At 39.9% G+C, this 22,428-nt stretch carries 19 protein-coding genes; 14 read left to right on the top strand and 5 right to left on the bottom strand.

The features are described from left to right. Positions 1–89: 89 nt before the first annotated feature. From cmk to pyrF, 6 genes are all read left to right on the top strand, one after another. Entirely contained in the window at positions 90–764 is a 675-nt protein-coding gene (gene cmk, locus PVK70_RS10290) for a (d)CMP kinase (RefSeq protein ID WP_130044224.1), read from the top strand. Between the two features lie 95 nt (positions 765–859). Next, on the top strand, positions 860–2,533 hold the full coding sequence (rpsA, locus tag PVK70_RS10285; RefSeq protein WP_130048233.1) for a 30S ribosomal protein S1: 1,674 nt from the start codon (positions 860–862) through the stop codon (positions 2,531–2,533). A 59-nt stretch (positions 2,534–2,592) separates the two neighbouring features. Next, positions 2,593–2,874 (top strand): integration host factor subunit beta, encoded by a 282-nt coding sequence (ihfB, locus tag PVK70_RS10280; RefSeq protein WP_045102545.1) that lies wholly within the window; start codon positions 2,593–2,595, stop codon positions 2,872–2,874. A gap of 133 nt (positions 2,875–3,007) precedes the next feature. Then, positions 3,008–3,292 (top strand): LapA family protein, encoded by a 285-nt coding sequence (locus PVK70_RS10275; RefSeq protein ID WP_130044226.1) that lies wholly within the window; start codon positions 3,008–3,010, stop codon positions 3,290–3,292. A gap of 7 nt (positions 3,293–3,299) precedes the next feature. Beyond that, positions 3,300–4,469: a lipopolysaccharide assembly protein LapB gene (lapB, locus tag PVK70_RS10270; protein WP_130048232.1), complete on the top strand. Its 1,170-nt coding sequence runs from the start codon at positions 3,300–3,302 to the stop codon at positions 4,467–4,469. A gap of 66 nt (positions 4,470–4,535) precedes the next feature. Then, the gene (gene pyrF, locus PVK70_RS10265; protein ID WP_130048231.1) at positions 4,536–5,240 is read left to right on the top strand and encodes an orotidine-5'-phosphate decarboxylase; all 705 of its coding nucleotides are present in this window, start codon (positions 4,536–4,538) and stop codon (positions 5,238–5,240) included. Between the two features lie 126 nt (positions 5,241–5,366). On the opposite strand, the gene metG is transcribed toward pyrF, so the two are convergent. Beyond that, positions 5,367–7,427, bottom strand: a complete 2,061-nt coding sequence (gene metG, locus PVK70_RS10260) for a methionine--tRNA ligase (RefSeq protein ID WP_130048230.1) — start codon at positions 7,425–7,427, stop codon at positions 5,367–5,369. Positions 7,428–7,560: 133 nt separating this feature from the next. Here metG and apbC point away from each other — a divergent pair, with 133 nt between their 5' ends. The 3 genes from apbC (at position 7,561) to PVK70_RS10245 (ending at position 11,681) form a co-directional block, all read left to right on the top strand. Continuing rightward, entirely contained in the window at positions 7,561–8,628 is a 1,068-nt protein-coding gene (apbC, locus tag PVK70_RS10255) for an iron-sulfur cluster carrier protein ApbC (protein WP_130048229.1), read from the top strand. Between the two features lie 105 nt (positions 8,629–8,733). Then, a complete protein-coding gene (gene udk, locus PVK70_RS10250; RefSeq protein WP_130044231.1) occupies positions 8,734–9,381 on the top strand; it encodes a uridine kinase in 648 nt (215 codons plus the stop codon). Between the two features lie 173 nt (positions 9,382–9,554). Beyond that, positions 9,555–11,681, top strand: a complete 2,127-nt coding sequence (locus PVK70_RS10245) for an AsmA family protein (RefSeq protein WP_130048228.1) — start codon at positions 9,555–9,557, stop codon at positions 11,679–11,681. Between the two features lie 85 nt (positions 11,682–11,766). On the opposite strand, the gene cobO is transcribed toward PVK70_RS10245, so the two are convergent. The 3 genes from cobO to rne form a co-directional block, all read right to left on the bottom strand. Next, entirely contained in the window at positions 11,767–12,372 is a 606-nt protein-coding gene (gene cobO, locus PVK70_RS10240; RefSeq protein WP_130045545.1) for a cob(I)yrinic acid a,c-diamide adenosyltransferase, read from the bottom strand. A 288-nt stretch (positions 12,373–12,660) separates the two neighbouring features. Beyond that, positions 12,661–14,208, bottom strand: coding sequence for a SulP family inorganic anion transporter (locus PVK70_RS10235; RefSeq protein WP_130048227.1), 1,548 nt, complete (start codon positions 14,206–14,208; stop codon positions 12,661–12,663). A gap of 175 nt (positions 14,209–14,383) precedes the next feature. Then, the gene (rne, locus tag PVK70_RS10230) at positions 14,384–17,374 is read right to left on the bottom strand and encodes a ribonuclease E (RefSeq protein ID WP_130048226.1); all 2,991 of its coding nucleotides are present in this window, start codon (positions 17,372–17,374) and stop codon (positions 14,384–14,386) included. A 443-nt stretch (positions 17,375–17,817) separates the two neighbouring features. Between rne and rluC the strand changes: the two genes are divergently transcribed. Continuing rightward, complete coding sequence (gene rluC, locus PVK70_RS10225; RefSeq protein WP_130048225.1) at positions 17,818–18,765, top strand: 23S rRNA pseudouridine(955/2504/2580) synthase RluC; 948 nt, start codon at positions 17,818–17,820, stop codon at positions 18,763–18,765. 71 nt (positions 18,766–18,836) lie between these two features. Here rluC and PVK70_RS10220 read toward each other — a convergent pair whose 3' ends face one another. Further along, positions 18,837–19,418 (bottom strand): Maf family protein, encoded by a 582-nt coding sequence (locus PVK70_RS10220; RefSeq protein WP_130048224.1) that lies wholly within the window; start codon positions 19,416–19,418, stop codon positions 18,837–18,839. A gap of 297 nt (positions 19,419–19,715) precedes the next feature. Here PVK70_RS10220 and yceD point away from each other — a divergent pair, with 297 nt between their 5' ends. The 4 genes from yceD to PVK70_RS10200 are packed head-to-tail and all read left to right on the top strand — an operon-like array spanning position 19,716 to position 22,419. Continuing rightward, positions 19,716–20,237: a 23S rRNA accumulation protein YceD gene (gene yceD, locus PVK70_RS10215; protein ID WP_130045541.1), complete on the top strand. Its 522-nt coding sequence runs from the start codon at positions 19,716–19,718 to the stop codon at positions 20,235–20,237. Between the two features lie 16 nt (positions 20,238–20,253). After that, positions 20,254–20,424, top strand: a complete 171-nt coding sequence (gene rpmF, locus PVK70_RS10210; RefSeq protein WP_060991458.1) for a 50S ribosomal protein L32 — start codon at positions 20,254–20,256, stop codon at positions 20,422–20,424. 10 nt (positions 20,425–20,434) lie between these two features. Beyond that, positions 20,435–21,460 (top strand): phosphate acyltransferase PlsX, encoded by a 1,026-nt coding sequence (gene plsX / locus PVK70_RS10205; RefSeq protein WP_130048223.1) that lies wholly within the window; start codon positions 20,435–20,437, stop codon positions 21,458–21,460. A gap of 5 nt (positions 21,461–21,465) precedes the next feature. Next, a complete protein-coding gene (locus tag PVK70_RS10200) occupies positions 21,466–22,419 on the top strand; it encodes a beta-ketoacyl-ACP synthase III (RefSeq protein ID WP_130045539.1) in 954 nt (317 codons plus the stop codon). Positions 22,420–22,428 lie beyond the last annotated feature (9 nt).

Genomic DNA, 22,428 nt, shown 5'->3' with positions numbered 1-22,428 from the left:
AGTTTTTAATAATCTAGAGTATATAAATAATCTGACTTGGGTATAATGCGTCCGTAGAAACCAATCACAATAATTAATTGGAGAACTCCATGACAACTCATTCACCAGTCGTTACTGTTGATGGTCCAAGTGGAGCAGGTAAAGGCACATTGTGTATGTTACTTGCAGAAAAGCTAGGTTATAACTTATTAGATTCCGGTGCAATTTATCGTGTGTTAGCACTAGCTGCGATTCATCACGGAGTAGATTTAAACTCAGAAGATGGCCTTGTTCCTTTAGCCGCTAATTTAGACGTGCAATTTAAAGCGGAAGGCGAACTTGTTAAAGTCATTCTTGAAGGTGAGGATGTTTCGGCTGAACTTCGTAAAGAAGAAACAGGAATGGCGGCTTCAAAAGTTGCAGCGTTGCCACAAGTACGTGAAGCATTATTACGTCGCCAACGTGCATTTTCTGCTCAGCCTGGCCTAATTGCTGATGGCCGTGATATGGGCACAGTGGTGTTCCCAAGCGCTGAAGTGAAGATATTTTTAGATGCAAGTGCAGAAGAACGTGCGAATCGCCGTATGAAGCAGTTGCAACAGAAGGGGTTAGATGTTAAATTTGACCGTCTTTTAAGCGAAATCCAAGAACGTGATGATCGAGACCGCAATAGAGCTGTCGCGCCATTACGTCCTGCAGAAGACGCTTTAGTATTAGATTCAACTTCAATGAATATTGACGAAGTTGTCGCGCAAGCCATTACTTTTATTGAATCTAAGCTATAATGAAAACTTAGTTAGTTGCAAGGATGATAACTAACCTTACTATCAACCCCATGCGGTAGGATACCCATGGACGTTTAATATTGAAGATCAAATTAATGACTGAATCTTTTGCTCAACTCTTTGAAGAGTTTCTGAATGAAACTGAATTCCAACAAGGCAGCATCGTTAAAGGTACTGTAGTAGCTATCGAGAACGGTTTCGTTCTTGTTGACGCTGGCCTTAAGTCTGAAGCAGCTATCCCAGCTGAACAATTCAAGAACGCTGCTGGCGAACTTGAAGTTGAAGTTGGTTCTGAAGTAGACGTTGCTCTTGACGCTGTTGAAGACGGTTTCGGCGAAACTCAACTTTCTCGTGAGAAAGCGAAGCGTCACGAAGCTTGGATCCAACTTGAAAAAGCATACGAAGATGCTGAAACAGTTATGGGTGTTATCAACGGTAAAGTTAAAGGCGGCTTCACAGTTGAACTTAACGGTATCCGTGCATTCCTACCTGGTTCTCTTGTTGATGTACGTCCAGTACGTGACACTCTGCACCTTGAAGGCAAAGAGCTAGAGTTCAAAGTAATCAAACTTGACCAAAAGCGTAACAACGTTGTTGTTTCACGTCGTGCTGTTATCGAATCTGAAAACAGTGTTGAGCGTGACGAGTTACTTGCTTCTCTACAAGAAGGCATGGAAGTTAAAGGTATCGTTAAGAACCTTACTGACTACGGTGCATTCGTTGATCTAGGTGGCGTTGACGGTCTACTACACATCACAGATATGGCTTGGAAGCGTGTTAAGCACCCATCTGAGATCGTAAATGTTGGTGACGAGATCAATGTTAAAGTTCTTAAGTTCGATCGTGAGCGCACTCGTGTTTCTCTAGGTCTTAAGCAACTTGGCGAAGATCCATGGGTAGCTATCGCTAAGCGTTACCCAGAAGGTCACAAACTTTCTGGTCGTGTTACTAACCTAACTGACTACGGCTGCTTCGTTGAAATCGAAGAAGGCGTTGAAGGTCTAGTACACGTTTCTGAAATGGATTGGACTAACAAGAACATCCACCCTTCTAAAGTTGTTAATGTAGGCGACGAAGTTGAGGTTATGGTTCTTGAGATTGACGAAGAACGTCGTCGTATCTCTCTAGGTCTTAAGCAATGTAAAGCTAACCCATGGCAGACATTCGCTGAAGCGCAAGCTAAAGGCGACCACGTTACTGGTAAGATCAAATCTATCACTGACTTTGGTATCTTCATCGGTCTTGACGGCGGCATCGACGGTCTAGTTCACCTATCTGACATTTCTTGGAATGCTACAGGTGAAGACGCGGTACGTGAGTACAAGAAAGGCGACGAAATCTCTGCTGTTGTTCTAGCAGTAGATGCAGAGCGTGAGCGTATTTCTCTAGGTGTTAAACAAATGGAAGAAGACCCATTTAACAACTACCTAGCAGACAACAAGAAAGGTACTCTAGTAAACGGTACTGTTTCAGCTGTTGACGCTAAAGGCGCTACAATCACTCTTGCAGACAGCGTAGAAGGTTACATCCGTACTTCTGAGCTATCTCGCGACCGTGTTGAAGATGCATCTCTAATCTTAAGCGTTGGCGATAGCGTTGAAGCGAAGTTCACTGGTGTAGACCGTAAGAACCGCGTAGTTAACCTATCTATCAAAGCTAAAGATGAAGCTGACGAGCAAGAAGCAATGGCTTCACTGAACACTAAGTCTGAAGACGGTGGTTTCGGTAACGCAATGGCTGACGCTTTCAAAGCAGCTAAAGGCGAATAAGTAAATTTAAAGGGAGCGTAATGCTCCCTTTTCTTTCGATAACGTAGGAGAGGTCATTTATGACAAAATCTGAACTGATTGAACAACTGTGTAGTAAAAAGCCTCAACTTTCTGCTAAGCAGGTTGAAGATACAGTCAAGGAAATCCTTGAACAGATGGCAACAACGCTAGAGGGCGGTGATCGTATAGAGATTCGTGGTTTTGGTAGTTTTTCTCTACACTATCGAGAGCCTCGTTTAGGTCGTAATCCAAAAACTGGTGATAAAGTAGAATTGGACGGTAAGTTCGTTCCTCATTTTAAACCAGGTAAAGAACTGCGTGAACGTGTGAATTTCAGCTAATGTAAATTGGCATATAAAAACGGCATACTTTTAGTATGCCGTTTTTTTATGTTCATTTTCAGTGCGTTTAGGTGTATCTTTAGAGCCGTAAAATAAGATATTGTTAGATGTTCATTAACTGGAGGGAATACCAGTGAAAATTGTTGTAGCTATTTTATTATTATCTTTATTTCTGATCTCATTAGCGGTCGGTGCACAAAACCAGATTATTGTTAATTTTAACTATTTGTTGGCACAGGGTGATTTTCAATTATCAACCTTGCTAGGAATATTCTTTGCGACTGGTTTTGGTTTAGGCTGGCTGATTTGTGGCAGTATGTATTTAAAAGTGAGTATGACGCAGCGTCGTTTACGTAAGCGTCTCGATAAACAAACTGCAGAGTTGAATAAACTGCGTTTAGATTCAACCAAAGGGTAGTGACTAAATGTTAGAACTGCTATTCCTATTATTACCTATTGCAGCCGGTTATGGTTGGTATATGGGTAATAGGAGTGCGACACAACAACGTCAAAGAGATACAAATCACCTGTCACGTCAATACGTGGCGGGTCTGAATCTATTGCTGTCTGATCAGTCAGATAAAGCAGTAGATCACTTTATCGAGCTCCTTCAGGTCGATAGCGATACGATAGATACCCATCTTGCATTAGGTAACCTTTTCAGAAGCCGTGGTGAAGTGGACCGCGCCATCAAAATTCATCAAAACCTCATCGCTCGTCCAAACTTAACGTTAGATCAACGAAATATAGCACTTCAACAACTTGCAAAAGATTATATGGTTGCTGGTATTTTGGATCGTGCCGAAAAAATATTTGAGCAGTTAGTGGACGAGCCTGATCATAAAGAAGCCGCTTTACTTCAGTTAGTTGCTATTCATCAACAAACAAGAGAATGGGAACAAGCCATTACCTTTGCTAATAGTTTAGTGAAAATGGGTAAGAAAAAGCTAAAACCCGACATTGCTCATTATTATTGTGAATTAGCAATGCAAGAGCTTGCTGATAGTAACTTAAATAAAGCAAAACAGAATTTGAAAAAAGCCTTATCTATTGATAATAACTGCGTTCGAGCATCATTAATGATGGCGAAATTATTAATAGAAGAAGAAAACTATAAAGCGGCTGCAGCGCAATTAGAATCCGTTTTAGATCAAGATATTGATTTTATCAGTGAGGCATTGCCATTACTTGCAGAGTGTTATGAACACTTAGATAGAGAAGGTTCATTGCTTAACTTTTTAAAAGAAGCGATAGCAAAAGGCGCAGGGGCAAGTGCAGAGCTAATGCTGTCTAATTTAATAGCAAAGCATGAAGGTACAGCATTAGCTCAAGGTTATATGACTAAGCAACTGCTAAAAAATCCGACAATGAAAGGCTTCTACCGTCTTATGGGCTATCATGTTGATGAAGCTGAAGATGGTAGAGCAAAAGCCAGTTTATCGAGTTTACAAAACCTAGTTGGTGAGCAATTAAAAATGAAACCGAATTATCGTTGTTGTAAATGCGGTTTCTCTGCCCATCGATTATTTTGGCAATGTCCATCCTGTAAAGGGTGGGGAGCAATTAAGCCTATAAAGGGTTTAGATGGTGAATAATGAAGAGGCGCTCTTAGTGCCTCTTTTTTTAAGTAAAACAAAATGAGCAATTCCAAAGGAGAGAAAATGAAAGACCAAAAGGTGATCGTTGCATTGGATTATGATAATCAAGCAGATGCATTAGCGTTTGTTGATAAAATTGATCCTAGCTCTTGCCGCTTGAAAGTGGGTAAAGAGATGTTTACTTTATTTGGCCCTGAGTTTGTAAAGGAACTTCATAAACGTGGTTTTTCTGTTTTTCTAGATTTAAAGTTTCATGATATCCCTAATACTTGTTCAAAAGCAGTGCGTGCAGCAGCTGAAATGGGTGTGTGGATGGTGAATGTTCATGCTAGTGGCGGTGAACGTATGATGACGGCATCACGTGAAATTTTAGAACCATATGGAAAAGATCGTCCATTGCTTATTGGTGTAACAGTACTAACAAGTATGGAGCAACAAGATTTAGCGGGTATTGGTTTAGATATCACACCACAAGAACAAGTAAAACGTTTAGCGGCATTAACTAAAAATAGTGGTTTAGATGGCGTTGTATGTTCTGCACAAGAAGCTTCAATGTTGAAAGCTGACCTAGGTAAAGACTTTCAGTTAGTGACTCCTGGCATTCGTCCAGCAGGTGCTGATATCGGTGACCAAAAACGCATTATGACACCGGTTGATGCAATTACCTCTGGTTCTGATTATTTAGTGATTGGTCGCCCAATTACACAGGCAGAGAATCCATCACAAGTATTAAGTGAGATTAACCTGTCTCTAGCGTCAGTTTTATAAGTGTGTAATCGCTTATAAATAGATAAAAAAATAGAGACCATTTGGTCTCTATTTTTGTTTGTAAGTTGTACCAATCACAGTAAGTAAGTTATTTACTACGATTGGTATTATCTTTTAGAAAAAGAATTACATTACACGCATACCAGGTTGAGCACCTTCGTGTGGTTCAAGAATCCAAAGATCTTTACCACCAGGGCCTGCAGCTAGGATCATGCCTTCAGACATACCAAACTTCATCTTACGAGGTTTAAGGTTAGCAACCATCACGGTTAACTTGCCTTCCAGCTCTTCAGGTTTGTATGCTGATTTGATTCCAGAGAACACTTGACGAGTCTCACCGCCAATGTCCAGTTGGAATTTAAGTAGCTTGTTTGCTTTTGGCACTTCTTCACAAGAGATAATACGTGCAATGCGCATATCAACTGCTTCAAACGCATCAAACTCAATCTCATCTGCGATTGGGTCTTTGTCTAGTTCAGTTTGACTTGCTTTTTCTTTTTCCGCTTCAGCTTTCTCTTTTGCGGCCATTTCTACAGCAGCATCTTCTTTTGACTCTTCAACCATAGCTTCAACTTTCTTAGGGTCGATTCGAGCAAATAGCGCTTTAAACGTAGTGATTTCGTGAGACGTTAATGGTTGTGTAACGCCTTCCCACGTTAACGTTTCGTTTAAGAAAGCTTCAGTACGTGCAGCAAGCTCTGGCATTACAGGTTTTAGGTAAGCCATTAGGACACGGAACAAGTTAATACCTACAGAAGAAACTTCTTGTAGCTCTTGCTCTTTGCCTTCTTCTTTTGCTAATACCCAAGGTGCTTTTTCATCAATGTACTGATTTGCTTTGTCTGCAAGCGCGGTAATCTCACGAATAGCACGGCTAAATTCACGAGTTTCGTATAGCTCAGCAATACGATCAGCTGCTGCAATAAATTCATTGTAAAGCTCAGGCTCTGCAAAGTTATCTGCTAGTTTGCCATCAAAGCGTTTAGTAATGAAGCCAGCGTTACGAGAAGCTAGGTTAACAATCTTATTTACTACATCAGAGTTTACACGTTGAGTGAAGTCTTCAAGGTTTAAATCAAGATCATCAATACGGCTATTTAGTTTAGCGGCATAGTAGTAACGTAGACACTCAGGATCTAAGTGATTTAAGTAAGTACCCGCTTTAATGAAAGTGCCTTTAGATTTAGACATTTTCGCGCCATTCACCGTAACATAACCATGGACAAATACATTGTTTGGCTTACGGAAACCTGCGCCATCAAGCATTGCAGGCCAGAATAGGCTGTGGAAATATACGATGTCTTTACCGATGAAGTGGTAAAGCTCAGTCGTGCTGTCTTTTTTCCAGTATTCATCAAAGTTTAGATCGTCACGTTTGTTACAAAGGTTTTTGAAAGAACCCATGTAGCCAATAGGAGCGTCTAACCAAACGTAGAAGAATTTATTTGTTTCACCAGGAATTTCAAAGCCAAAGTAAGGTGCATCACGAGAGATGTCCCACTGTTGTAAACCTGATTCAAACCATTCTTGCATCTTATTTGCTGTTTCTGATTGTAAAGAACCAGAGCGAGTCCATTCTTTCAGCATGCTTTCAAACTGAGGTAAGTCAAAGAAGAAATGCTCAGAATCTTTCATCACTGGAGTTGCACCAGACACTGCAGACTTAGGATTAATCAGATCAGTAGGGCTATATGTTTCGCCACAGTTATCACAGTTATCACCGTATTGTTCTTCTGCTTTACATTTCGGGCAAGTGCCTTTTACGAAGCGGTCAGGTAAGAACATTTCTTTTTCAGGATCGAATAACTGAGAAATAGTGCGGCTAGTAATAAAGCCGTTTTTCTTTAGCTCTAAATAGATATGAGAGGCTAACTCACGGTTTTCATCACTGTGTGTGCTGTGATAGTTATCAAAGCTAATGTCGAAGCCTGCGAAATCTTTCTGATGCTCTTCGCTTACTGCTGCAATCATTTCTTCAGGAGTGATACCCATCTGTTGAGCTTTAAGCATGATTGGTGTGCCGTGAGCGTCATCTGCACAAATAAAGTTAACGTCGTTGCCGCGTAAACGTTGGTAACGAACCCAGATATCCGCTTGGATATGCTCAAGCATATGACCTAGGTGGATTGAACCGTTTGCATACGGTAGAGCACATGTAACCAGAATTTTTCTCGGATCTGTAGCCATATCTTCTCTTTCGCTTAATGTGATGGGTGAAAATTTTAAGAGATAAATAGTACCTGAAGCGAGCTAGAAAGCATAGAGGATCAAAGACTCAATTAGTGCTAGGATGAGTAAAAATAATCAAGGAATAGGTAAGATGGCATTTACAACGATGGCTGAGATTAAAAATTGGTTAAATGAATTTACGCATTCGCAACTTTGTGAGGGATGGGCTGATATACCAAACTTGGTATCACTGACAGCTAATGGCACTGTTACTGTAACCCTCCCTTTTGTCTCTATCTCCTTAAAGCAAGAGTTATTGGCTTGGGCTGAGCAACAAAAACAGAGTTTACAACTGGATTCACTCTCTTTTGATGTGGTGACTAAACCAGCAACCTTAAAAACAGATAAACCTGCAGTTAAAGGGGTGAAAAATATCATTGCTGTTAGTTCCGGCAAAGGTGGGGTTGGTAAATCAACAACTGCGGTGAATTTGGCATTAGCGTTACATCATTTAGGCGCTCGAGTTGGCATATTAGATGCGGATATTTATGGGCCATCTGTTCCTTTAATGTTAGGCGTAGAAGATAAAAAACCAAACATTGTAGACAATAACCGCATGATGCCAGTAGAGGCTCATGGTATTTACAGTAATTCAATTGGTTATTTAGTAGATAAAGCAGAAGCGGCGGTGTGGCGTGGTCCAATGGCGTCAAAGGCATTATCTCAATTACTTAATGAAACATGGTGGCCAGAGCTGGATTATCTTGTTATTGATATGCCACCAGGAACAGGAGATATTCAACTAACGCTATCTCAGCAGATACCAACGACTGGAGCAGTAATAGTTACTACACCACAGGATCTTGCATTAACTGATGCGATTAAAGGAGTGAACATGTTTACGAAAGTAGATGTTCCTGTTATTGGCATCGTTGAGAATATGAGTGTGCATATTTGCTCACAATGCGGTTATGAAGAAGCCATTTTTGGAACCGGTGGTGCAGAGTTAATGGCGAAGAAGTATTCAATTCCATTACTTGGTAAGTTGCCATTGCATATAGATATTCGCAGTGAGACTGATTCAGGCACGCCAAGTGTTGCCGAAAACCTAGCGAGTGCCCATAGTCAGCTCTATATTCAGCTCGCAGAACAAGTATCTAGTCGATTATATTGGCAAGGAGAGGTTATTGCTGACCAAATAATGTTCAAGTCTTTATAGTGTCGGTGTTTAGCGTAATTATCGGTGGAAAGTATCGTTCGTAATCCCTATAATTAGGCGGTTTTATTTTAATAACCGCATCTCGCACACTTTTAGGTATCTTTTATGTCAGAGAACAGTAATCAAAACTGTATTATCGTAGGTATTGCAGGAGCATCAGCTTCAGGTAAGAGTCTGATCGCTTCTACTATTTATAACGAACTACGAGCAAAAGTTGGCGATCATCAAATTGGTGTAATAACTGAAGACAGTTACTACAAGGACCAAAGCCACCTGACCATGGAAGAAAGAGTCAAAACAAATTACGATCACCCAAGTGCTCTTGATCACGAATTACTTTGTGAACATCTTGAACAGCTTATGCGTGGTGAAGCGGTTGATATTCCAACCTATAGCTATACTGAGCACACACGTACTTCTGAAGTTGATGTGATGACTCCTAAAAAAGTGATCATTCTTGAAGGTATTCTGCTTTTAACTGATCCTCGTTTACGTAATTTAATGCACGCAAGTGTGTTCATGGATACGCCTTTAGATATTTGTTTATTACGTCGTGCTAGACGTGATGTAGAAGAGCGTGGTCGCACAATGGAATCTGTATTTGAGCAATATCAGAAAACAGTACGTCCAATGTTCATGCAGTTTATTGATCCATCTAAACAGCATGCTGATATCATTGTTCCACGTGGCGGTAAAAACCGTATTGCGATCGATGTATTGAAAGCGCATATTTCGCGATTACTTAAAGCGTAATATTATGATTTTGAAAAAGGCCAGCATAATTGTTGGCCTTTTTTTTTGCTTCGTTTCTGTCACTTTGAAATATTTAGGTATATAACTATGGATAAGCTTATGTTTTTTATGTCTTACTGATGGCATAATTAACACTCATGTAACCCTTTAAATACAATAGATGGATTTTGGTCGTGAAAAAAATAGCCTTATTGATTAGCATACCGTTCATCGCAGTTATTATTACATTTTTAGTGCTAGTACTGCTTGTGAATCCAAATGATTTTAAACCACTGATAAAAGAGCAGGTAGAAGCGCAGACTGGTCGCCAGTTAACCATTAATGGTGATATTGAATGGCGTTTCTTCCCATCAATTGGTTTTTCTATTGGTGAAGTTGCTTTAAGTAATCCAAAGGGGTTTTCAACTCCTGATCTTGTGAAATTTAATAATGCGGTATTAGACCTTAATGTTCGTCCATTATTTCAACATGAAATTAATATTGGTTTAGTTACTTTGGATGGCGCTTCTTTTACGCTACATACACTAAAAAATGGTACGACGAACTTAGACAATATTGGTCCAACTAAAGAACAGATTGAGACGATTGAAACAACATCAGAAGAGCCAGTAGCAAAAATAACGGATAATACTCAACCAAGTACTCAACTTAATGATTGGAAAGTAACATTAGAAGGCATTGCACTAACGAATGCAGAAGTACTTATTCAGGATGATAAAGCGGGCACTAAAATGTATTTTAGTGATATGAATTTATCACTGTCTCAATTTAGTCCTGGTCAATGGGCTCATTTAGAGTTTGATTTAAAAGGGGATTTAGGCCAACAGAACGTAGCTTTAAAAGGTGAGACTGATTTAAATATTGCAGTGACATTAGATGATGCATCATTAAAGCAGACAGAGTTTAATGTCTCTTATTCAGATGCATCAAATAAATTTAATGATATCTCTTTTACCATTGATCAGTTTTCTTTTGATACATGGGCCAATATCAGCCTAAAGGCGATAGGTAAGGCGAATGCGCTTAATGTTAACTCTATCTCTACCTTTGCTCTATATGTACCAAAAGCATTAGATGTTATTCAAGTTAAAGACTTTTCAAGCACTAACAACATAAAAGGTAAAGGAATACCAAACGAAGATGTTACGGCCATTATTGGTTTTAACAGTACATTTGATTTAAATAAATCGTATTTAAAGATTGAAAAACTGGCACTGTCAGCAGTAGATACTGATTTTAATGGCAAGATGAGCGTTCAGTTAAATGATATACCTAAGGTACGCTTTGAGTTACGTAGTCCGAATATTGATGTTGATGCTTTATTAGCGACCTTGCCTCAAAGTGAAGTAACAGCAACGGAAAAAACAGCAAGTAATAATAAAGAGCTACCAGCGAGTAAGGCAACAGAAGTGGAGCCTGATTTAAGTGCATTAAAAACGCTTGATGTCGCAGGAACTATTATTATAGATAAGTTCAAAGCAAGTAATGCCAAGATGCAAAATGTAACCTCTGTATTTTCAGTTAATCGTGGGGTGTTAAAACTGACGAAATTCCACTCTGATCTATACGATGGTGCTATTGATATGACTGCGACCTTGGATGCTCGTAAAACCACGCCTACGTATAGTATTAAGCAATCAATCAAAGGGGTACAAGTTGCTCCTTTATTGACAGATGTTATGGGTGAAAGCCTGATTGAAGGCAATGGTAATATGGCGCTGAATGTTTCAGGTAAGAGCTTAAAACCAAGTGCTTTAAAAGAAAACCTTAAAGGTAAAGCCTCTATTAATTTTGCCGATGGTGCGGTTAACGGCGTTAATATCCCATTATTGATCCGTACAACTTATGCAAAAATTAAAGGTGAAAAAGTTAAAGGCAGCGAAGAAGCTGAGAAAACAGACTTCAGTGCATTAACTGCCGACTTTTATTTATCAAAAGGAAATGCGACAACCAAAAATATTAAAATGGTATCGCCATTACTTCGTATTCATGGCGAAGGTTCTGCTCATTATGTAAATGAAACGGCAAACATGCTAATTAAAACATCAATCGTTGGCTCATTAAAAGGCCAGGGTGGTAAAGGTATTGATGATCTTAAAGATGTTACGATCCCAATTCGAATTACAGGTCCATGGGCTAAGCCAAAGTATAAGCTTGAATTTGATGATGTGATGCAGCAAAAAGCAAAGAAAGAAATTGATCGCGGTATCGAAAAACTTGAAGAAAAATATGGCGATAAGATTAAAGATGAAAAAGTAAAAGACGCAGCAAATAAATTGCTGAAAGGACTTTTCAATTAATTTACTGTGATAATAACAGTTTAAAAAGTGGCCTGTTATCGTTATTGATACAGGCCATTTTTATTTGTTATGTAAGATAGATAATTTACCAATCTACGCCTTTCAGTGCTTTAATGCCTGAATCGAAAGCGTGTTTTACATTTCGAACTTCAGATACCGTATCAGCCATTTCGATCAACTCACGGTGCGCAGCTCGACCAGTAATAACTACCGATTGCATTTTGGGACGGTTTTGCAATGCTGTTTTTAACTCATCAAGTCCGATATAACCATAAGTGACCATATAAGTCATTTCATCAAGCAAAACAAGATCGACAGATTCATCGGATAAGCTTTTTTTGCATTCTTGCCATACACGTTGTGCTGCTTCGGTATCCGCTGCTTTATCTTGAGTATTCCAAGTAAATCCTGTTTTCATAACATAGAAAGGGACACCATGACCTTCTAGTAAATTTCTTTCCCCACAGTCCCATGTCCCTTTAATAAATTGAGCTACAACACAATTCAAGCCATGTCCAACCGCTCTTGCTACTGTGCCAAAGCCAGAAGTAGTTTTTCCTTTCCCATTACCGGTAACAACAATTAACAAGCCTTTTTCTGTCTGCGCATCTTCAACACGCTTGTCGACATTTTCTTTGATCTTTGACTGGCGTTGCTTATAGCGTTCATCTTTTTTATCTTGTTCTATCATGATTTCTATTCCATTAAAAATAGGGGGGAGTTCATTTATTGAAGTTATACCATTCTGGATAAGTAGTTGTTCAGATAATTGCGTAGGAAAAATCGATTAGAGCAAGGCATAAATTACAGTAACTAGTGGATCTAATTACAAAATTTATAACGCAGATATAATCGATTTTAACAAGCAAGAATGATCAAATACTTATGTAGATTGGTATTATTTGAGATATAAAAAATCCCGATAGGAGAACCATATCGGGATTTATATTATCTATCAATGATAAAAGTGAATGTCTCTTTACTGACTAACCACTTTATAGATTGGATCTTCTTGTACATTTATTTCAACCAAGCTACCCGCTTTGTTTAGAAGGGCATGGCAATCTTGGCTTAGGTGACGAAGATGTACTTTTTTGCCTGCTTTAGAGTAACGCTCAGCAATAGTATCAACGGCTTCGATAGCTGAATGGTCAACAACACGTGAGGCCGCAAAATCAATAACGATGTCTTGAGGATCATTTTCTACATCGAATAACTCTAAGAAATTAGCTGCAGAGCCAAAGAAGATTGGGCCATTAATTTCATATACTTTAGAGCCTTCATCATTCACAGAGTTTGTTGAGTAAATATGTTTTGCGTGTTGCCATGCAAACATAAGTGCCGATGCAATAACACCTACACCAACAGCCACAGCAAGGTCAGTTAGAACCGTTACAACAGTTACCAATACAATGACAAAGAAATCTTGTTTTGGTACACGACGAGCCAATTTAAACGTTGCCCATTCAAACGTACCAATAACAACCATGAACATTACACCAACTAATGCCGCTAGAGGGATCATCTCAATTAAGCCAGAAGCAAATAAGATAAAGCCAAGCAACGCAAGTGCCGCAGTAATGCCTGATAAACGACCACGACCGCCAGAGTTAACATTGATCATTGATTGACCAATCATCGCACAACCGCCCATTGCTCCAAATACAGAACAAGTAACGTTTGCTACGCCTTGACCAACACATTCACGGTTAGATTGACCACGAGTACCTGTCATCTCATCAATAACCGTTAAAGTTAGTAATGATTCAATTAAACCGATAGCTGCTAAAATAAGCGCGTAAGGAAAGATGATGTACAGTGTTTCTAAAGATAATGGGACATTAGGCACAGAGAAAGTAGGAAGAGAGCCTGCTAATGTTGCAGCTTCATCGCCACTCATTGTACGTAGGAAGTCTACAACAGTACGAGTATCTAAATCTAAACCTTGAACTAACCCTGTTACAACAATAATAGCCACTAAGGAAGAAGGCACAGCTGTTGTTAATTTAGGTAAGAAGTGAATGATAGCCATAGTCACAGCAACTAAGGCAAGCATTAGCATCATTTGGTCGCCTTGTAACCAATCTAAATTACCTAGTGCGTCAGGGGCTTTAAATTGACCAAGTTGAGCAAGGAAAATAACAATAGCTAAGCCGTTTACAAATCCGATCATTACAGGATGTGGAACGATACGAATGAACTTACCTAGTTTAAATAAACCTGCGGTAATTTGCAGAATACCAGCGAGTAAGATGGCTGCAAAAAGGTACTGTACGCCGTGAACTGCAACTAAGCTAACCATTACAACAGCCATCGCGCCAGTTGCGCCTGAAATCATTCCAGGGCGACCACCAATAACTGATGTAATTAAGCCGACAATGAAAGCAGCATATAGGCCAACCATAGGGTCAACACCAGCAACAAAGGCGAAAGCAACAGCTTCAGGGACTAGAGCTAACGCAACGGTTAACCCTGATAGAACATCATTCTTCACTGAATGATTAGAAAACTTTGGAAATTCAAACATTATTTTTAGATATCTTCTTGGTTGTTTTTCAAGCATAGTATGCGGCGAATCGTACAGAAAAGCGTGATGAACTTCAATGTATATTCGGAATTAGATATAAAAAAAGCAAGTTACATCGAAATGTAACTTGCTTAATTTTATTGGTTATTTATTTTAAAGGCGTTTGCCTAAAAAATTATAAACCCGCTGTTTTCGCCATTGCTGCACTTGCTTGAGAAGTGGCTGTTTGACTACCAGCTTGTTTTGGCTCAAAGCGCTCAGTTCTAAATGCAGCAGCCGTAACAGTGATCTCTTTAATCTCTGTTGGACCTGTTGCTTTAGTCATTCCAGAAGAAGCGTGACCTTTGTATTGAGGTTTTTCAGCAACAACAGTCGTCGTTGGTGCTGATGTCTCTACTCCTGCAACTTCAGCAGGAGTTACAGGAGCTTCTGTTACTTCAACCTTCTGCTCCGCTACTGGTGCTTCTGCAATTGCTGGTACATCATTAATTACTGGAGCCTCAGCTTGAGTTGTTGCTACAGGCGCTTCAGAAATAACATGTTCAACTACCGGTGTTTCTACTATTGCTTCTGCTTTATTAGCAGGAACATAAGGCAGTAACACTTTGCCCATAGCCATTTCAGGGAATGCAACACCACCGATTTGAGCTTTTACTGTAGTGGTTTGACTTGCTTGGTCTTGTGCATTTTGAGTTTCATTATCAATGAACTTCTCTTGTTGGCGTTTTGCTTGTTTCATCTCTAAGATGCGAGCATAGTCAGGGTAAGCTTTACCCATCGCCATTTCAGGAGACGCAACACCAGCAAATAGACGAGCAGGATTCACAGGACGACGATCACGACGACGACGACGTTGACCACTTGCACGTAAGTGGCGAGGTGAACGACGGTTACGACGTTGGCCTTCTTTACGTTCTGTATTCTTCTCAGTATTTGCTTCTGCAGGCGTAGTTACTTGTGCTTGGGTTTCTGTTGTTGTTGCTACTTCAACAGGAACTTCTACTTCCGCTTCTACTGCTTTACCTGTACGTACTTTCTTTTGCAACTGACGGCGTTGACGGCGTTGTTTAACTTGAACCGTTTTTTCGCGTTTTTCAGCTGGTTTATCAGAAGGTTGCGCAGGTACTTGTTGTGCTTCTGCTGCTAATTGAAGCCCTTGCTCTGCAATTTCTTTACGAGCTTTAGGTTGTTTCGTTGGTTTGCTTTCAGCCGCTACTTTAACTGGCTTAGTTACATTATCTTCAACTTTTTTACCACGACGATTATCAGTGCGATTTTCGTTGTTGTTGCGGTTATCATTACCGTTACGACGATTGTTGCGGTTATTACGACCATTTTCGTTACGACGACGATCATTATTACGGTTTTGATTACGACGCTGAGTTGGTTTTTCTTCTTCTACTTTTTTCTCAGTTTCAGCAGGTGCTGCTTCTGGTGCAGAGAAGAAGTTTGCAATCGCAGTGAAGAAACGACTAATAATACCCGGTTTTTCTTCAGCAGTTGCTTTTACTTCTGGTGCTTTTGTTTCTTGTACTTTCGCAATTGGAGCTGCTTGAGCTGGAGCACTGAAGCCTTGAAGAACAGGTTCTTCGCGTTTTCTAGGAGCAATATTAACCGCAGGGGCTTCTTTTGCTTCTGCTTCACGTAACGCTTCTAGTTTCTTAGGTAGAAGGTATGAAAGCATTTCTTGTTCTTCACCATCACGGATACGAATCACTTCAAAGTGAGGCGTTTCCATATCAGAGTTCGGAACAATGATTACACGAACATTGTGGAATTTTTCAATGTGCTGAACTGAACGACGTTTTTCATTGAGCAGGTAAGAAGCAATAGAGACAGGAACAACTGCAAGAACTTGAGTTGTATTGTCTTTTAGAGACTCTTCCTCAATTAAACGTAAAACAGACAGTGCTAGTGATTCATTATCACGAACAACACCAGTACCCGTACAACGAGGGCAAATATGGTGACTTGCTTCAGCTAAAGACGGGCTTAAGCGTTGGCGAGACATTTCTAGAAGACCGAAACGAGAAATACGACCGATTTGAACACGAGCACGATCCATTCGAACCGCTTCACGCATACGGTTTTCTACTTCACGTTGGTGACGAACTGGCGTCATATCAATGAAGTCGATAACCACAAGGCCACCTAGATCACGTAGACGTAATTGACGTGCAATTTCATCAGCTGCTTCTAAGTTTGTATTTAATGCTGTTTCTTCGATATCACCGCCTTTCGTTGCGCGAGCAGAGTTGATATCAATTGATGTCAGTGCTTCTGTTGGGTCAATAACAATAGAACCACCAGATGGTAAGCGCACTTCACGTTCAAAAGCAGATTCAATCTGGCTTTCGATTTGATAGTGGCTAAATAGTGGGATTTCGCCTTCATACAGCTTAACGCGAGATAAGAAATCTGGGCGAATAAGTTGAATGTGTTGACGAGCACGGTCAAAGATTTTTGGGCTATCAATCAAGATTTCGCCAATATCACGACGTAAGTAATCGCGGATTGCACGAACAATAACGTTACTTTCTTGGTGAATTAGGAAAGGTGCTTGATTTGATTCTGATGCGTGCTTAACCGCTTCCCAATGATTTAGGAGTACGTTTAAGTCCCACTCAAGTTCTTCTGCAGATTTACCAACACCAGCAGTACGAACAATTAGACCCATACCTTGAGGTAGTTCTAATGTGCTTAATGCTGCTTTCAGTTGAGTACGTTCTTCACCTTCGATACGACGAGAAATACCGCCAGCTCGAGGGTTATTTGGCATAAGAACAAGGTAGCTACCAGCAAGAGAAATGAAAGTTGTTAAAGCCGCGCCTTTGTTGCCACGCTCTTCTTTTTCAACTTGAACAATTACTTCTTGGCCTTCTTTCAAAACGTCCTTGATATTTGGACGGCCTTGATAAGTGTAACCTTGAGGGAAATATTCTTTTGCAATTTCCTTAAGGGGAAGGAAACCGTGGCGATCAGCACCGTAATCAACAAAAGCTGCTTCCAAGCTTGGTTCGATACGTGTGATTTTGCCTTTATAAATATTTGCTTTCTTAGATTCGTGACCAGGGCTTTCGATATCTAGATCAAAAAGGCGTTGGCCATCAACTAATGCGACGCGCAACTCTTCCTTTTGGGTTGCGTTAATCAACATTCTTTTCATTAGGGAATACTCATTACAAATTGTCGAGCTTGTTTGTCCACTTCCATTTCAAATGGTGCCAGATCCCAAGGCTGATTACATGTGCAGCCTCACGGCTGGAACTCAGGGATGCTCTAGGGCACAATCCACATCAACACTATCGATAAAATAGTGCTGATCCGCAATTATTCGCGGTCGTTAAAACATAAAAAATGGTTTAGGCATAACAAGCAAAAAAACTCAAAGCAGTATAGATGTCTTACGCCAATTGCCGCATCACCGCATTCGAGCAGTATATTTTTAGTTCTTTTGGTGCTTTTATGCTCACCAAGGTGAAGAAATAGCCATCTGGGCTAATTTCAGGGGCTAACTATAACAGTCAGATTAAACCGCAGCAATCTTCATTATTTGAAAGTGAGCTAAAAAAGGTTCATCAATTAGAATTAAGACAGTAGAATGTAGAAATGACTGATGATAAACCTAAAGTGCAATTCGTCGATATTGATGACGATTTTGCAGGGCAACGAATCGATAATTTTCTTCTTGCCCGCTTAAAAAATGTCCCTAAAAGCATGATTTATCGAATTGTGCGTAAAGGTGAAGTTCGCGTAAATAAAAAACGCATTAAACCAGAGTATAAATTACAAGAGGGCGATATGGTTCGTATTCCTCCTGTAAAAGTACCAGAATCTACAGCGCCTGATTTACCAAGTGTTAAATTAGCTAAAGTGTCTGAGCTTGAAAGTTGTATTATTTATGAAGATGATCACCTTCTAATATTGAATAAACCTTCAGGCACAGCGGTTCATGGTGGTAGTGGTCTTAAATTCGGTGCAATTGAAGCATTAAGAGCTTTACGCCCTGATGCGCGTTTTTTAGAGCTTGTTCACCGAATTGATAGAGATACTTCTGGCATTCTACTTGTTGCTAAAAAGCGTTCAGCATTACGACGACTACAAGAGCAGTTCCGCAATAAGACAGTACAAAAATACTATTTTGCATTAGTGATGGGACAGTGGAAAAGCACATGTAAGGTCGTGAATGCACCTTTGCTAAAAAATGAAGTGAACAGTATTGTTCGAGTTAATCCGAATGGTAAGCCTTCTGAGACGCGCTTTAAAATTTTAGAAAAATTTGAACAAGCGACCTTAATCCAAGCAAGCCCAATTACTGGTCGAACGCATCAAATCCGTGTGCACGCCCAATATACTGGCCATCCTATTGGTTGGGATGATCGTTATGGTGACAGACGATTTGATGCTTATTCTGGACAGTTTGGTTTGGATCGATTGTTCTTGCATGCGGCAAATATCAAATTTACTCACCCAAGTACGGAAGAGTTAATGGATATTAGCGCACCAATGGAAAACAAATTAGAACGAGTACTAAAAGGCTTACGAGCTAAAAAATAGTTACGCACTAATGCAATGGTAGCGATAAGTGTTATAGGCACTTATCGCATTTTGTACTTGTTATATAAAAACTAAAGCACTGAAAATCCTTGACGATCTAGCATATCAATCAATGTGATCAAAGGAAGACCAATTAATGTATTGGGATCTTTTCCTTCCAATTTATTGAATAACGCAATTCCTAGTCCTTCACACTTAAAGCTTCCTGCACAATGAAGTGGCATCTCTTTATCTACGTAGCTTTCTATTTGTTGTGTATCTAATGATCGAAAGTGTACGTGAAACTCTTCACAAAGGGTTTCAGCAACCATTGTGGTGGTGTTTAATAAAGATAACCCTGTATAGAAGGTAATGATTTGGCCGCTGGCTTTTTGAAGTTGGGAAATGGCTTTTTCGCGAGTCAGTGGTTTTCCAATAATATCGCCATTAATAACGCACACTTGATCGGATCCAATGATCAAATGGTGTGGATCTTCTATTCCACAAGAGCGTGCTTTTTGTTCCGCTAATCGAGTGACTAGTTCTTTAGGTGATTCATTATTAAGCGGAGTTTCGTCACAAACGGGTGAAATTGCATCAAAAGGACACTGGATCTTCTCTAAGATCGAACGTCGAAAAGGCGATGTTGAGGCTAGAATGAGTTTTGATTGCATAAGTAGGTTCTTCTTCTTAAATTTTTCGTTTATTATTAGTGATACCAATTCCAGTAATTATCTGCTCATTATTACTGGTTAAATCACTTAATAGCTGCGTTAAAAAATAGGCTTGTAGAATAACTACTTATCATATTTTTTGTCTTACTCTTAAGTGATTTTCCTACGTAATAAATAGATCACTTAATTAATTACATTGGTATAACTCTGCTGAAATAGCAACTGGGAAGAAAAAAAGCATAATTTTTGCCATTTTTCTTTGACTCGAAGGCTTTAGAAAGATAAGATGCGCGCCCTATGCAAAAGGTAAAATTACCACGAACAGTTGATGCATTCCAAACCGCTCAACGAAGATTAGACTACGATGGAATCATCCAATCTAATATTTTAAAGCGTTTGGCTGAATCTACTGTAGATGTGAAAAGTGATGCTGAAGTCACTATGTCATTTAAAGTTGACGAACAACGACTAGCCGTTATCTCTGGTAAAGCTAACGTCACTGTGTTGTTGGAATGTCAACGCTGTAATGAAAATTTTGAACATCACCTAAATGTATCATTTAAGTGTACGCCTTTTTTAAGCGAAGAAAAGGCAGCTCTAATTCCTGAGGAATATGAGCTTGTAGATTTAAATGAAATGGGTGAAGTTGATCTCGTTGAGTTGGTAACTGATGAGTTCATTCTAGCGTTGCCGCAAGTCGCTATGCATGACATAAAAGACTGTCAGGTCAAATCTAACAATTTGGTATTTGGTGAAATTCCTGAAGAGGAAGAGAAACCGAATCCGTTTGATGTTTTAAAATCTTTAAAACAACAGTAATTGAGGAGTAGGGTCCATGGCCGTACAAAAGAGCAAGAAATCACGTTCAATGCGTGGCATGCGTCGTTCACACGATGCACTAACTACAAGTGCATTATCTGTAGACGCAACTAGTGGCGAAACTCACCTTCGTCACAACGTTACAGCTGACGGTTACTACCGTGGCCGCAAGGTAATCAACAAGTAAGGTTGACGCTTTGCAGCAGCTAACCATTGCAATTGATGCGATGGGTGGGGACTTCGGTCCCCAAGTTACAGTGCCTGCCGCCGTGCAGGCATTGTCACAATTCCCAGAGCTAAAAATCACTATTGTTGGAGATCGTCATGCGATTTCTACACAATTAGCACATCTAAATTATACCCCCAGCTCTAGATTTTCAATTGTCCATAGCGATAGTGTTATTGGCAATAATACACCACCTTCAAAAGCGCTTCGACACAGTCGTGGTAGCTCAATGAGAGTCGCCCTTGATTTAGTTTCCAGTAAAGATGCCCAAGCGTGTATTAGCGCAGGTAATACTGGGGCACTAATGGGATTATCTCGTTTTACTCTAAAACTTCTTCCTGGTGTAGAACGCCCAGCATTGATCAGTCCATTACCAACGAAAAATAATCAACGTACTTGGATGTTAGATCTTGGCGCTAATGTGTCATGTGATGCTGAAACCCTGTTTCAATTTGCCGTAATGGGTTCTGAATTAGCAGAACAATCCTTAGGGCGTAAAGCGAAAGTCGCATTATTGAATATTGGTGAAGAAGAAATAAAAGGTAATGATCAAATAAAACGTTGTGCTGAGATGCTGCATCAATGCCAAGATATTCAATTTATTGGTTATATCGAAGGTGATAAGCTTTATCAAGGCATTGCAGATGTAGTAGTCTGTGACGGGTTTGTCGGCAATGTTTGTCTGAAAACCAGTGAAGGCGTTGCACATTTATTTTTAGATCAACTAAAATCACACCTAGTTACATCAAAATTCAAACAAATTTTAGCGAAATGGCTCTTTGGTGATGTCATTTCTAGCTTAAAAGAGCTGAACCCCGACCAGTATAACGGCGCAAGTCTGATAGGATTGCGCGGCATTGTTGTGAAAAGTCATGGAAGTGCAGATATTTCTGCCTTTAACAATGCCATCAAGGAAGCGGTTCATGAGGTCAAGCGACAAATACCTAACCGTATTAGTGATCGCTTGGAGGCAGTTTTACTCGAGAGGCATTATTAGTCTTCATGTATAGCAAAATTTTAGGTACTGGTAGCTATTTACCAGCACAAATTCGCACAAACGCGGATTTAGAAAAAATGGTCGATACTAGTGATGAGTGGATCTTAGCTCGAACTGGTATTAGTGAGCGTCGCATTGCCGGTGAAAATGAATCTGTAGCGACTATGGGTCATATTGCGTCTGTAAATGCAATTGAAATGGCCGGTATAGATAAGAACGATATTGATCTTATTATCTTAGCGACAAGCACACCAACATATTCATTCCCCTCTGCGGCTTGTGAAGTTCAAGGGTTATTAGAAATTCAGGGCTGTCCAGCATTTGATTTATCGGCAGCTTGTTCAGGGTTTGTTTATGCATTGAGTGTTGCTGATCAACATATCAAAACGGGTATGGCAAAAAACGTACTTGTTATTGGCTCTGATGCAGTATCTCATACCTGTGATCCTGAAGACCGCTCTACGGTTATCTTATTTGGTGATGGTGCTGGTGCGGTTGTTATTGGCCAAAGTGAAGAACCTGGAATTATTTCAACTCACTTGCACGCTGATGGCAAGTTCGGTGAATTACTTTCTTTACCTGTCCCTTCTCGACAAAATGAAGAAGCAGACAAATGGCTACATATGGCTGGTAATGAAGTCTTTAAAGTTGCCGTTACACAGCTTTCTAATTTGGTGAAAGAAACACTTCAAGAAAACCAAATGGATAAGTCTGAGCTTGATTGGTTAGTTCCACATCAAGCCAATTTACGAATTATTAAAGCAACAGCGAAGAAGCTATCAATGTCGATGGATCAGGTTGTTGTTACTCTCGATCGTCACGGTAATACTTCGGCTGCAACAGTGCCAACGGCATTGGATGAAGCGGTACGTGATGGCAGAATTCAACGTGGCCAAACGTTATTGCTTGAAGCATTCGGTGGTGGTTTCACTTGGGGTTCTGCACTCGTTAAGTTTTAAGTGAAGAGC

The sequence above is a fragment of the Aliivibrio sp. A6 genome, assembly GCF_028765505.1.
Classification (GTDB): domain Bacteria; phylum Pseudomonadota; class Gammaproteobacteria; order Enterobacterales; family Vibrionaceae; genus Aliivibrio; species Aliivibrio finisterrensis_A.
Note: the sequence above shows the minus strand (reverse complement) of the source record. Positions and strands in the feature narration are given on the sequence as shown.

Excerpts from the sequence above, each read along its gene's own strand:
- yceD (WP_130045541.1), top strand. The coding sequence starts at position 19,716 with ATGCAAAAGGTAAAATTACCACGAACAGTTGATGCATTCCAAACCGCT.
- PVK70_RS10220 (WP_130048224.1), bottom strand. The coding sequence starts at position 19,418 with ATGCAATCAAAACTCATTCTAGCCTCAACATCGCCTTTTCGACGTTCG.
- PVK70_RS10235 (WP_130048227.1), bottom strand. The coding sequence starts at position 14,208 with ATGTTTGAATTTCCAAAGTTTTCTAATCATTCAGTGAAGAATGATGTT.
- cmk (WP_130044224.1), top strand. The coding sequence starts at position 90 with ATGACAACTCATTCACCAGTCGTTACTGTTGATGGTCCAAGTGGAGCA.
- pyrF (WP_130048231.1), top strand. The coding sequence starts at position 4,536 with ATGAAAGACCAAAAGGTGATCGTTGCATTGGATTATGATAATCAAGCA.
- PVK70_RS10200 (WP_130045539.1), top strand. The coding sequence starts at position 21,466 with ATGTATAGCAAAATTTTAGGTACTGGTAGCTATTTACCAGCACAAATT.
- rluC (WP_130048225.1), top strand. The coding sequence starts at position 17,818 with ATGACTGATGATAAACCTAAAGTGCAATTCGTCGATATTGATGACGAT.
- rne (WP_130048226.1), bottom strand. The coding sequence starts at position 17,374 with ATGAAAAGAATGTTGATTAACGCAACCCAAAAGGAAGAGTTGCGCGTC.
- lapB (WP_130048232.1), top strand. The coding sequence starts at position 3,300 with ATGTTAGAACTGCTATTCCTATTATTACCTATTGCAGCCGGTTATGGT.
- rpsA (WP_130048233.1), top strand. The coding sequence starts at position 860 with ATGACTGAATCTTTTGCTCAACTCTTTGAAGAGTTTCTGAATGAAACT.
- udk (WP_130044231.1), top strand. The coding sequence starts at position 8,734 with ATGTCAGAGAACAGTAATCAAAACTGTATTATCGTAGGTATTGCAGGA.
- metG (WP_130048230.1), bottom strand. The coding sequence starts at position 7,427 with ATGGCTACAGATCCGAGAAAAATTCTGGTTACATGTGCTCTACCGTAT.
- apbC (WP_130048229.1), top strand. The coding sequence starts at position 7,561 with ATGGCATTTACAACGATGGCTGAGATTAAAAATTGGTTAAATGAATTT.
- rpmF (WP_060991458.1), top strand. The coding sequence starts at position 20,254 with ATGGCCGTACAAAAGAGCAAGAAATCACGTTCAATGCGTGGCATGCGT.
- cobO (WP_130045545.1), bottom strand. The coding sequence starts at position 12,372 with ATGATAGAACAAGATAAAAAAGATGAACGCTATAAGCAACGCCAGTCA.
- ihfB (WP_045102545.1), top strand. The coding sequence starts at position 2,593 with ATGACAAAATCTGAACTGATTGAACAACTGTGTAGTAAAAAGCCTCAA.